The organism is Dokdonella sp. (assembly GCF_051958935.1).
In the GTDB taxonomy this organism is placed as follows: Bacteria; Pseudomonadota; Gammaproteobacteria; order Xanthomonadales; family Rhodanobacteraceae; genus Dokdonella_A.
In genome coordinates, this window is record NZ_JBQCFP010000012.1 from 33,377 (window position 1) to 45,794 (window position 12,418).

General features: G+C 67.8%; 8 protein-coding genes. 5 read left to right on the forward strand and 3 right to left on the reverse strand.

The window, feature by feature from the left end; all coding sequences use genetic code 11:
- Positions 1-8 precede the first annotated feature (8 nt).
- Entirely contained in the window at positions 9-1,589 is a 1,581-nt protein-coding gene (locus tag ACTHK2_RS01135) for a peptide MFS transporter (protein ID WP_440243830.1), read from the reverse strand.
- Positions 1,590-2,064: 475 nt separating this feature from the next.
- On the opposite strand from ACTHK2_RS01135, the gene ACTHK2_RS01140 reads away from it, so the two are divergent.
- On the forward strand, positions 2,065-2,904 hold the full coding sequence (locus tag ACTHK2_RS01140) for a hypothetical protein (protein ID WP_440243831.1): 840 nt from the start codon (positions 2,065-2,067) through the stop codon (positions 2,902-2,904).
- A 145-nt stretch (positions 2,905-3,049) separates the two neighbouring features.
- Here the strand turns inward: ACTHK2_RS01140 and ACTHK2_RS01145 are convergent, their stop codons facing one another.
- A complete protein-coding gene (locus tag ACTHK2_RS01145; protein ID WP_440243832.1) occupies positions 3,050-4,876 on the reverse strand; it encodes a DUF885 domain-containing protein in 1,827 nt (608 codons plus the stop codon).
- Between the two features lie 206 nt (positions 4,877-5,082).
- Here ACTHK2_RS01145 and ACTHK2_RS01150 point away from each other — a divergent pair, with 206 nt between their 5' ends.
- From ACTHK2_RS01150 to ACTHK2_RS01165, 4 genes are all read left to right on the forward strand, one after another.
- Positions 5,083-7,161 carry an LpqB family beta-propeller domain-containing protein gene (locus tag ACTHK2_RS01150; protein WP_440243833.1) on the forward strand — a complete coding sequence of 693 codons (2,079 nt, stop codon included), beginning with the start codon at positions 5,083-5,085 and terminating at the stop codon, positions 7,159-7,161.
- A gap of 209 nt (positions 7,162-7,370) precedes the next feature.
- The gene (locus ACTHK2_RS01155) at positions 7,371-7,988 is read left to right on the forward strand and encodes a hypothetical protein (RefSeq protein WP_440243834.1); all 618 of its coding nucleotides are present in this window, start codon (positions 7,371-7,373) and stop codon (positions 7,986-7,988) included.
- Between the two features lie 104 nt (positions 7,989-8,092).
- Positions 8,093-9,271: a peptidoglycan DD-metalloendopeptidase family protein gene (locus tag ACTHK2_RS01160; protein WP_440243835.1), complete on the forward strand. Its 1,179-nt coding sequence runs from the start codon at positions 8,093-8,095 to the stop codon at positions 9,269-9,271.
- A 485-nt stretch (positions 9,272-9,756) separates the two neighbouring features.
- Positions 9,757-12,003: a hypothetical protein gene (locus ACTHK2_RS01165; RefSeq protein WP_440243836.1), complete on the forward strand. Its 2,247-nt coding sequence runs from the start codon at positions 9,757-9,759 to the stop codon at positions 12,001-12,003.
- Between the two features lie 29 nt (positions 12,004-12,032).
- On the opposite strand, the gene hisE is transcribed toward ACTHK2_RS01165, so the two are convergent.
- Positions 12,033-12,418, reverse strand: a 386-nt coding sequence (gene hisE / locus ACTHK2_RS01170; protein WP_440243837.1) for a phosphoribosyl-ATP diphosphatase, incomplete at its 5' end; no start/stop codon positions are given.

Genomic DNA, 12,418 nt, shown 5'->3' on the forward strand with positions numbered 1-12,418 from the left:
GCGTGCGTTTACTTCACGCCGTGCATCCAGCGCTTGATCAAAGGCGTCGACAGCAGCACGAGGATACCGGCGCCGATGCCGATCTTCGCCGAGAACACGAACAGCGCGTCGTACTTCGCGATCGCATCGGCGACGTCGAGCGTGCCACCTTCGTGGATTTCGATCGAAGACAGCTTGCCGAGTGCAGCCGCGAGCACTTCCGAGTACGAGGTGCCGAGAAACCAGCCGCCCATCATGAGGCTGGTCACGCGCGGCACGCTGAGTTCGGTGACCGCGGACAGGCCGATCGGGGAGAGCAGCATCTCGCCGACTTCGAGCACGAAGTAGGCGAACACGAACCACCAGATATTCGTCAGGCCGCTCGCTTCGGGGTGGCGCGCGCTCCAGACGAGCACGAGGAACGCGAGTCCGCCGAGAATGAGACCGTAGCCGGATTTCGCGGGCTTGCTCGGGTTCCAGCCCGCGCGTTCGAGGCGCGGCCACAGCCACGCGAAGATCGGCGCGAGCGCGAGGATGAAGAACGAGCCGAGCGAGGTGAGTTCGCTCGCGCTCCATTCGGCGCCGAGCGCGCGATGGTTCATCACGCGATCGGAGAACAGCACCCACGAGCCATAGGTCTGCTCGTAGATCGTGAAGAACACGAGGCAGAACGCGATGAAGGCGAGCACGACGAACATCTGTTCGCGCTCGACCTTCGTGCAGCGCGTGAACATGAACCAGAGGATGCCGCCGAGCAGGCAGAGGCCGATGAGGTGCATGCCGAGCAGCACCGGACTCGGTTCGAACCAGCCCGGGATGATCGCGAGGAAGAGCGAATGCGCCTGGATCAGGCCCCAGATGACGACGAGGCCGGCGATCGAGCCGAGATAGATGAGGTGCTCGCGCGTGAGCGGGCCGAACACACGCATGCGCAGGCGCGCGGGGTCCGGTGGCTCGGCGTGGCCGAGCAGGTATTTCTGGCCGTAGAGGAAGTTCGCGAGGCCGGCGAGCATGCCGACGCCGGCGGCGCCGAAGCCCCAACCCCAGCCGTAGGTTTCGCCGAGCCAGCCGCACAGGATGCCGGAGAACGTGCCGCCGAGGTTGATGCCCGCATAGAACAGCGTGAAGCCTGATTCGCGGCGTGGATCGTTGTCGCCGTAGAGCTTGCCGACGATCGTCGAGATGTTCGGCTTGAGGAAGCCGACGCCGAGGATGATCAGCGCGAGCGAGAAATAGAACACCTGCAGCGCGTGCGTGTCGCGCACGACGACGCCGTTCACGCTCGACGCGGGATGGCCTTCGATCGCCATGCCGAGGTGGCCGAGCACGAGCAGGATGCCGCCGAACACGACCGCCTTGCGCATGCCGAGCCAGCGGTCGGCGAGCAGGCCGCCGATCACCGGCGTCGCGTAGACGAGGCCGCCGTACGCGCCGACCAGGTTGTAGCCGTTGTCGTCGGTGAACAGGTGGTATTTCACGAGGTAGAGGAGCAGCAGCGCCTTCATGCCGTAGAACGAGAAGCGCTCCCACATCTCGGTGAGGAAGCAGATGTAGAGGCCTTTCGGATGGCCGAGGAATTCGGCGGGGCGTGCGACAGGCACGGACGACATACGGTGTTCCGGTGATGAAAGCGCGCCGCAGTATAGCGGCGCCTTGCGGTGGCGTCGGACTCGGATGGCCTTTCGAAGGCCCGCATGGGATCGATGTTCGTGGGAGCGCATGCGCGACAAGCGTGGATGCAACGCTGCGATTCGAACATCGCCCGCAGAGCAGGATCCTGCAGGCGGGAATGGGGTGGCGACCGCACATGCATTCGGCGTCGATCGGACTTCGATCAGCGTCGACCGCGCAGCTCGATCAACTGCGTTCCCCGGATTCAGCCGTCAGGTCTGCGAGACGAAAGCATTCAGGTGAGGTCAGTCGGCGCAACCGCAATCCGACGGAGTTCGCTTCGCACGGCGAAACGGCGTCGGCCATGGAACTGTGATGCGCTTGACGATCTCTCTGGAACGATCCGGCGAAAATCCAAGCTGTCTTTCGCGCACAACGTGGCAAAGATGAAACATATATCCTAGGAGAACGAACGTGAAGGCACAAAGTATCGTTGCGGCCATGGCTCTCGGTTTCGGTACCGTCCTTTCTTTTCCGGCGCATGCCATGGCCTGGTCGACCGACATATGGATTCCATCCATCGTGGCGACCAGTTCCTCCCAGCTCGGACTGGACGGAATCCACCATGTCATCCATCAACAGCAACTGGTCCTGTTCAGCCCTTGGAAAACCGGCGTCACGTGCGGTGGCGCACCGGTATCCGTGGCACTGAGCTGGTACAACAACAGCGGCGTCGTTGTGGCGTCTGGATCGTCGTCGGTTGTCCCATGCGCAAGAACGGTAATTCCGGCCGTCGATCAGGTCTATGGCGCCCCGGATGGGGCACATCTGCGTCTCACGGCGCCCAGTCCAATCGTGGCGACCTGGACGTTGGCGCCCAAGTACGAGTGGACGATGCCGACGTTCGTAGAGCAGCCGGGCCTGGACGGCGTGAATCCCTATTCGAGATGGGTTTTTTCGGATGTCAACTATTCGACCGCGTCCACGTCCAACGGATCGGTTCCTCCGTACTCCAACAGTTACAGCTTCGCCTCCATCAAGATCGTCAATCCGAAGACAACCGCCGTGACGGTGGACGTCGTGTTGGTCTCGGACAGCGGAGTTTATACCGACACGGCGTACACGATTCCGGCGCGCGGCGAAAAATCGGTCCGCCTTGATGCGGTTTTGGCCACGTTCACAGGCCAATTGATCGTTCAGGCGCAAGGAACCGGCAAGGTTCTGACCTGGGGCACGTGGTTCCAGTATCCGGTATCCAATGCCTCGCTTCCTCCGATCGTCCGGGCTCTGGAGCCGATTGCCTTCAATCCATGAGTCGTGACACGCGGAACAGAGTCAAGCCGGAAGAGGCGCAGACTCCTTAGTCGAGAGACATGGGCGGTGACGCATTCGGTTCTGCGGCGGATCGGTCGCGATGCCTCCCTCGAGGCATCGCTACCGCGCCGATCCACGATGACGCCTACTTCTTGTCGCGCTGTGCCGGGACGAACACTTCGCGCACGGCCTTGGCGAGCTGGTCCGGCGGCAACAGGCCCTGATCGAGCAGGAAGTTGTTGTAGGCCATGCGATCGAACTTCGCCCCGAGCGCGAGTTCGGTTTCCATGCGCAGCTGCAGGATGCGGCTGTAGCCGTAGAAGTACGCGCCGGCCTGGCCGGGCATGTTGAACGTGTAGCGATCCAGTTCCTGGCGTGCCATCGGTTCGGACAAGGCGACGTCCTGCATGAGCACCTGGCCCGCGCGCTCGCGGTCGATGAGGCCGAGGTTGAGCATCGGGTCGAGCATCGCGCGTGCGGCACGCAGCAGGCGCAGCTGCATCGCGATGAGCTGCCCTTCAAGCGGCTCGTACGGAACCATCTCCGCTTCCGCGTACAGCGCCCAGCCTTCGACATTGACGCTGTTGAACGCGAACAGCGAGCGCGCGAGCGATACGCCGCGTTCGACCATCGCGGTGAACTGCAGCTCGTGGCCGGGGCGGCCTTCGTGCGCGGTCAGCGTCCAGCCGCCGGCTTCGTAGGTGAAGTCGTCGTACGCCGCGCCCTTGCCGTCCTTGCCCTCCGACGCCGGGTTGCCGAGCGGCAGCACGAACTGGCCCTGCTGCCCGGTGTTGTTGATCAGCGGCGCGGGCAGGAAGTGCGGCGCCGGCTGCGCGGCCGATTCGGCCGGCGAGGCGAGGCGCATGACCATCGGCCGGTTCGGCAGGTCGACGACGCGGTGCGCGGCGATCTGCTTCTCGAGTTCGGGCATCACGGTGTTGCGGTAGTAGTTTTCGATCGACGATTTGTCGAGCTGCTTCTTCTTGAGCTCGTGGATCACCTCGCGGTAGTCCTGCGCATGCATGCCCTTCGCCTTGGCGACGAGCGGCGCGAGCTGCTGCATCGCCGCGCGCGTCTCCATGAACTCGAGCTGCGCGCGCTGGATGAGCTCCTGCGGCGTGATGTCGATGCCGACCTGCTTGAGCTGGAACGCGTACAGCTCCGGCGGCAGGCGCGTGTCGGTGCGCGCGCTCGGCAGCACCGTGCCGCGCATCCAGTCGGCGTACTCCTTCATCTCCCGGTCGAGTGCGGCGAGCGCGGCGTCGCTGCCTTCGATCTTGTACTTGCCGAACAGGTCGCGGATGCCCTTGGTGTAGGTTTCGGCGTTGCGCAGCGCCTGCTCGACCTCGAGCTTGGTCGGCTTGACGAGGGCCGCGTTCGATGCGCGTTCCTCGTAGCGCTGGCGCGCGAGCGTGGTGATCGGCGTCGTATCCGGCGCGAGGCCGACGTATGCCTCGAGGCGCGCGAGCGCATGCGCGCGGCGCTCCGGTGCAGTCTGGTCCTGCAACAGCGCCTGTTCGCCCTGGAACACGAGCTGGCCGACGTCGGCGAACGGCACCATGAGCTTGTCGTTGAGCTCGCTGCCCTCGATCTGCCGGTCGGCGGCACCGATCAGGATGCCGATGTCCTGGCGCACGTTCGGGTTCTCCTCGGTCTCGAGGTCCTTCCCGAGCGTTTCCTTCGCGCCGCGCATGGCCGCGCGCAGGCGCTCGCCATTGTTCGGCTTGAAATCGGCGACGCGGTCGTCGTAGCCGGGCAGGCCGAAGAACGAGGCGAATTCGGGCGCGAACTCCGCCTGCGCCTTCAGCAGCGGTTGCGCGACGTCGTTGCTGCGCTGCACCCAGGCTGGAGTCGGGCGCACGGGCGATGTGGTCGCGCCGGCGGGCTTCTTCGTGTCGGCGGCGACGAGGTCGGGAGCCGCGAGGGCGAGGCAGGCGAGTGCGCAGGCGCTGGAGAGGAGCAGGCGACGCATCGGGATTCTCCTTGGGGCGGTCAGGCGGCGCCGATTCGGTCGCCGTGCGGGGGACGGGGCTTTGCGCACGCGAGTGCGCATCCGGCCGACGCTAGCGCGCCCGGCCGCGCGCGGCAATGTGCACTTCGTCATTGCCGCAGTGCAGGTGGCCCGGACCGGGCGCAGGCCGTACCATCGGCGGTCCTTTCGCCCTGCCGGAGAAACCGATGAAGTCCGTCCTTGCCGCGGCGATCGCCGCGGCCGTCGCCCTCCCTGCCGTCGCGTCCGCGGCGTCGCATCCGTTCGACGTGCACGACCTCGTGATGATGGATCGCGTGAGCGAGCCGGCGCTGTCGCCGGACGGAACGCGCGTCGCATTCGGCGTGCGCGAGACCGACTACGACGCGAACAAGGGTCGCAACGGCATCTGGACCGTGCCGTACGCGGGCGGCACGCCGCAGCGCCTGACCGACAAGACACTCAACGCGAGCAGCGCGCGCTGGTCCAGCGACGGCAAGACGCTGTACTTCCTCGCGCCGAAGGACGGCACGAGCCAGCTCTGGCGCATCGGTGCGAACGGCGGCACGCCGGTGCAGGCGACCTCGCTTTCGCTCGACGTCAACAACTTCCGCCTGTCGCCCGACGGCAAGCGCGTGCTGCTCTCGCTCGACGTGTTCGCCGACTGCGCGAACGATGCCGATGTTCCCGCCTGCACGCAGAAGAGGCTCGACGCGCGCAAGGCCGACAAGGCGAGCGGCACGCTGTACGACTCGATCTTCGTGCGCCATTGGGACACGTGGGCGGACGGGCGCCGCTCGCAGCTGTTCATCGCCGACCTCGGCGCGGACGGCAAGGTGGGTGCGCTCGAACTGCTGACCCGGGGCATCGATGGCGACGTGCCGTCCAAGCCATTCGGCGACGACACCGAATACATGTTCTCGCCGGACGGCAGGACCGTGTATTTCAACGCGCGCATCGCCGGCAAGAGCGAGCCGTGGTCGACCAATTTCGACATCTTCTCGGTCGCGGTGGAGGGCGCGCACGAGCCGAAGAACCTCACCGCCGACAACCCGGCATGGGACGGCTATCCACTGCCGTCGGCGGACGGCAGGACGCTGTACTGGCTCGCGATGAAGCGTGCCGGTTTCGAAGCCGACCGCTTCGGCATCTGGGCGCTCGACCTCGCGAGCGGCGCGAAGCGCGAGATCGATCCGCAGTGGGATCGCTCCGCGTCCGGCCTCAAGGAATCGACCGACGGCAGGACGCTTTACACCGCGACCGACGATTGGGGCGACCATGCGCTGTTCGCGATCGACGTCGCGAGCGGCAAGGCGACCAAGCTCGTCGCCGACGGCAGCGTCGCCGGCTTCGACATCGGCGCGAAGGGCTTCGTGCTCGCGCGCAACGACTTCAAGCGGCCGAACGACCTCTACACCGCGAATGCGAACGGCAAGGGCCTGCGCCAGATCACGCATTTCAATGCTGACCGCCTCAAGGACATCCGCTTCGGCGATACCGAGTTCTTCACCTTCAAGGGTTACGGCGGCGACACCGTGCAGGGCTACGTGACCAAGCCCGTGGACTACAGGAAGGGCGAGAAGTACCCCGTCGCGTTCATCGTCCACGGCGGCCCGCAGGGCGCGATGACCAACGACTTCCACTACCGCTGGAATCCGCAGACCTACGCGGGCAAGGGCTTCGCGGTCGTCACGATCAACTTCCACGGCTCGACCGGTTACGGCCAGGCGTTCACCGACAGGATTTCGGGTGACTGGGGCGGCGCGCCGCTCGACGACCTCAAGGCCGGCTGGGCCGCGGCGCAGCAGAAGTACGCGTTCCTCGACGGCGACCGCGCCTGCGCGCTCGGCGCGTCGTACGGGGGCTACATGATGTACTGGATGGCCGGCGTGTGGAACGAGCCGTGGAAGTGCATCGTCGCGCACGACGGCGTGTTCGACAGCCGCATGATGAGCTACTCGACCGAGGAACTGTGGTTCGACGAGTGGGAACACGCGGGCAAGACGCAGTACGAGGACCCGGCCGGCTACGAGAAGTACAACCCGGTCAATCACGTCAAGGACTGGCGCGTGCCGATGCTCGTCGTGCACAGCGACCAGGATTTCCGCATCCCGCTCGAACAGGGCCTCGCCGCGTTCACCGCGCTGCAGCGCCGCGGCATCCCGAGCGAGTTCCTGCGCTTCCCGGACGAAAACCACTGGGTGCTCAAGCCGCACAACAGCGTGCTCTGGCACGACACGGTCAACGCGTGGCTCGAGCGCTGGACCGCGCCGGACGCGAAGCGGTGACGAGGGCGTGCGCCGGTCGGTCGAATCAGGCCGACCGGTGCGCGCAAGAGAAGGGGAGGCGGGAATCGCCAGCCTGGATTACGGCTGCCATGAAGATCTGCCGTTGATTCCGCACCGTCCATTTTCTTTCCCGAGCGCGCGTCTGCGCGACGTGCGATGATCCGCTTGGGGATCGCGCGCATCGCGCGAGGGAAAAGGGGGATATCGACATGGCCGTATCCAGCAGGGCCCAGGCTGCGCTCGCGTTGGCACTCGCGTGCGCCGCACCGTTCGCCCACGCGACGATCTTCCCGGTCACGGGGACGATCACCGTCAACGGCTCGTCGGCATCCTTGCCGGCCGGCGGGACGTTCGGTGATGCGGATTACGACGTGAACACGGGGGTATTGTCGGACGGGTCGTTCGCATTCCCCGACGCGAGCGTCATCGTGCCGATCCAGGGCTTCGGCAACGTCACGGTCAACTACCGCTTCAGTCAGACCAACACCGCGTCTGCGGCGGTGGCGGCCGATGGCGTGGCCGTGATGACGCTCGTGCATGCGAAGCTGGAGATCCTTTCGACCTCGCTGCCGCTGCCCGTGACGCCGTGCGTGTTCGAACCGATCGCTCTCGATCTCGCCGGAACGGGCTCCGCCAGCGGCCTCGACCTCGCGGATGCGTCGTTCACGGTGCCGCCGACGGCGTCGTCGTGCGGCGGTTTCGCCAGCCAGATCAACTCGGGCCTCGCCGGCAGCAACAACAGCCTCACCCTGCAGATCGCCGGCGACTTCACGCCGCCGGCGCCGGACGACGACACGATCTTCGTCGACGGTTTCGACGGCGCCTGATCCCGGCGCCGCATTGCGCGGCGGTGTTGCGCCGTCGTGGCGGACACCATGGCGGTTCTGCCGCCACTACGGCGTAGTGATCCCTCGTCGACGAGGAGACCGCCATGCATGCCCGCCTTTTCCCATTGGCCTTCGCGGGCCTTTCCGTTGCGACCGCCGCCTGGGCATCGCCGCCCGCGGGCGGCGGACCGTTCGCGCCCCCGCGCGACGAGCTGACCGACGCACAACGCGCGCGCATCGACGACGAGCTGCAGCGCAATGTCGAAGCGCTGCAGCGCGACGGCACGCTGGCGCCGACCGCGCCATTCCCGCCGCCGCTGCAGGGCAGCCTGCAGTGGCCGCTGCGCAAGGCCGCCGGCGGCGATCCCGGCTACCACGGCATATCGAATTTCGTCGATCTCGATCCGAGCTTCCCGAATCATGTGCTCGACTGGAACTGCGGCACGCGCACCTACGACCTCGCCTCGGGCAACCATGGCGGCATCGACATCTTCCTGTGGCCGTTCGCCTGGTCGCTGATGGACCAGCAGGCGATCGACATCGTCGCGGTGGCGCCGGGCACGATCATCGGCAAGGTCGACGGCAACGACGATCGCAGTTGTCCCGACCACTACTCGGCGGACTGGAACGCCGTCTACGTGCAACACGCGGACGGCACCGTCGCCTGGTATGGCCACATGAAGAAGTTCTCGCAGACGGCCAAGCCGATCGGCGCGACGGTCGCCGCCGGCGAGTTCCTCGGCAAGGTCGGCAGTGCGGGTTTCTCGACCGGCCCGCACCTGCATTTCGAGAACCATTCGGCCGTGTCGAACTACGCCATCCTCGAACCGTTCCAGGGCGGCTGCAACGCACCCGCCTCGCTGTGGGCGCAGCAGCGCCCCTACTACGATTCGGCGATCAACAAGCTCGCCACGCACACCGCACCGCCCGACTTCCACGACCCGAACTGCCCGCTCCCGGTCGACGAGACACCGAACCTGTCGGATCGCTTCGCCCCGGGTGCGACCATCTACTTCGCCGCCTACTACCGCGACCAGCTCGGCCCGCAGCCGACGATGTTCACGGTGCGGCGGCCGAACGGCTCGACGTTCGCGAGCTGGACGTTCCGGATGTCCGACGCAACTGCGGACCCGTACTACTCCGCGGCCTATTGGTATTGGTGGTACACCTTGCCCGCCGACGCGCCGCCCGGCCTCTGGCACCTGCGCGCGAGCTACGAGGGTGTCACCTACGAGCACGCATTCGTCGTCGGCGACGTCATCTTCGCCGACGGCTACGACTGAAGCGCGAACCGGTTCACGCCTGGTGCGTGCGTCGCGTCGCACCGTCGACGATCGGCCCCGCGGTTGACATGTTTCGGCGCGAAATCACGTAGAAGCCTTCAGGACCGGTCGCTTCCGCACGATCGGCACCTCGCGCGCACGACGGCACGGACCCGGGAAGGGCCCAGCGCGGGCGCGATGGACCCAAGGCATCCGGCGTGCGCGGCGGCAGAGAGTCTCCCTACCGCACCTGACGACGCGCGCGCCGGCTTTGCTGTCGGCCTCATTCGGCCCCCCCGCAGCCTTGCATCGAGCGCCATTTCCCCGTTCGCGTTGAGCGAAGCTCGCGCCGCGAGCGCAGTCGAAACGCCAGCGAGGCGCGCCCCGCCGCCTGCGATCGATCCGCTGCGGTTTTTCGCCTCCGGATCGCGATAGTCCCTCTGTGCGGGTTCGCCCGCGCGAACGCGCGCGACCCCGCCGCGTTCGTCGACATCGGACGAGGAGACATGGACATGCGAAGGAAATGGGTCGATCGCGCGCGTTGCGCGCTGCTGGCCGTCGTGACGGGATGGGGCGGCGCGACCGCGGCGGGGCAGGCGCCGTCGCAGCGGCCGTTGGATGTGCCCGACCTCGCCATCACGACCACCGGCTGGGTGTACGCGCTCGCACGGCAGAGCGATGGCAGCGTCATCGTCGGCGGCGACTTCATCCTCGTCAACGGCGTGCGTCGCCGCAACCTCGCGCGCATCAACGCGCAAGGCGCGCTCGATGCGCAGTGGGACCCCGCGCCCGACGGTGTCGTCGTCGACGCGCTCGCGGTCGACGCGCAGGACCGCGTCTATGTCGTGGGAACCTTCGATCACATCGGCGGTGCCGCGCGGCGCAACATCGCGAGGCTCGACGGGCATGGACGCGGCAACGCCGACGCGAACTGGCAGGTCGCCGACGCAGGCGGCATCACGCGCCTCGCCGTCGACGGCGATGTGCTTTACGTCGGCGGCGGTTTCGATACGGTCGCGGGCGAACCGCGCAACGGCCTCGCGCGGATCCGCGCCGATGCATCGCTCGATCCGGCGTGGGCGCCGCAGCCGGACCTGCCGGACATCAGCGCACTCGCGCTCGCCGGCGCGCACCTCTACGTCGCCGGCGGTTTCCGCGCCATCGACGGCACGGCGCGCAACGGGCTCGCGCGCGTATCGCTCGCGACCGGCGACGTCGATCCCGGCTGGAATCCCGCGCCGGCGCCGGACGGCAGCGAAGACCCGCCGTACCAGGGCGTGGCGTCGATCGTCGCGCAGGGCGGCGTGGTTTACGTCGGCGGCACGTTCCGACGCATCGCGCAGGCCGATCGCGGCAACCTCGCGGCCTTGTCGACCGTCGACGGCAGCGTGATGCCGTTCGGCGCACCGCCGGTCGGTCCGGTCGCGCGCCTGGTCCGTGATGGCGTCGGCGCGCTGTACGTGGTCGAGTCGGACCTGCACACGATCCGCAAGCTCGATGCGCACGACGGCCATGCGCTCGCGTTCGCCTCGCCAAGCGTGCAGGTGGAAGCCCTCGTCGCCGACGACGAGCGCGTGACGCTCGGCGGCCATTTCGACCCAGCGCCGGGCCGCATCGACATCAGCCTGCTGCAGCTCGAACCCGACGGCGCGCCGGGCGCGGCGTCATGGGCATTCGACCGTGCCGGCTACGTGCACGCGGTGCAACCGTTGCGTGACGGCAGCGTCGTGGTCGGCGGCGACTTCCGCCGCGTCGACGGCCAGGCGCGCCACGGCATCGCGCGCGTGCTCGGCGACGGTCGGCTCGACCCGGCGTTCGATCTCGCGGTCGACGATGGCGCATCGACGCACGCGTTCGCCGAGGACGCGCAAGGCCGCCTTTACGTCGCCGGCGTCTGGCAGCAGGGCGGCATCAACGGCAGCATCGCGCGCCTCGACGCACAGGGTGTGCTCGATCCGGACTGGGCACCGCAGCCGGATGGCATCGTCTGGGATGTCGCGCTCGAATCCGGCGACGTCTTCCTTGCCGGCGAGTTCCGTCGCATCGGCGCGACGTGGCGTCCTGCGATCGCCAAGCTCGGCGCCGGCACCGGTGCGCCGCTCGATCCGGACTGGAATCCACAACCGGCCTGGTCGGGGTCGGCGGGCTACGTGTTCGACATCGCCGCCGCCGCGGGGTCGATCTACGCGAGCGGACAGTTCGATGCGATCGGCGGTGAACCACACGCGGGGCTCGCACGGCTCGAGCGCAGCGGCAGCGGCACGGTGATGGCGTGGAACCCCGGCGTCGACGGCACGGTGTACGCGATGCTGCCGCTCGGCGACACGATGGTGCTCGCCGGTGCGTTCGACCATGTCGGTTCCGGGGTTCGCCACGGCCTCGCGCGCGTCGCCCTGCACGGCGACGGTGCGTTGCTCGCGTGGGACCCGCTCGGTTCGACGCCGGCTCGCTTCATCTCGGTGGCACTCGCGGACGACGATGCGATCTACGCCTACGGCTGGCGCGACGTCGCCACGGACGCGGTGTCGGTGCTGCGCATCGACGACGGCGGCGCCATCGATGCGGCGTGGCGCGTCGAGGTCGGCGACATCGACCACACGCTCGAAACGATCGCCGGCGACGGCGCGGGCACGCTCTGGCTCGGCGGCTCGTTCGATCGAGTCGGCGGGCGCTGCCGGCTGAGTCTCGCCGCCGTCGGCGCGCACGCGATCGTCGATCGCCTGTTCGACGACGGCTTCGAGGCGTGCCCGTAGCGGGCGGAATGTCGGCGGCTGCGCGAGTGTCAGCGCGCCGCGTGCCGCCGCGCGAGTTCGGCGACGACGTCGGCGAACGCGAGATCGGCACCGCGCAGCAGCACGAGCAGATGGAACACGAGGTCGGCCGCTTCGCCGACCAGTTCGTCGCGCCGGCCGGTCGCCGCGGCGAGGGCGACTTCGACGCCTTCCTCGCCGACCTTCTGTGCGCGCCGCGCGGGGTCGGCGGCGAGCAGTTTCGCGACGTAGCTCGAGGCCGGGTCGGCGCCCGCGCGCGCGGCGATGAGCGCTTCGAGCTCGACCAGCCACGGATGCGCCGGCGCCGGGCCGTCGAAGCAACCCGCGCTGCCGCGGTGGCAGGTCGGCCCGCGCGACACGGCCTGCGCAAGCAGCGCATCGCCGTCGCAATCGGCCG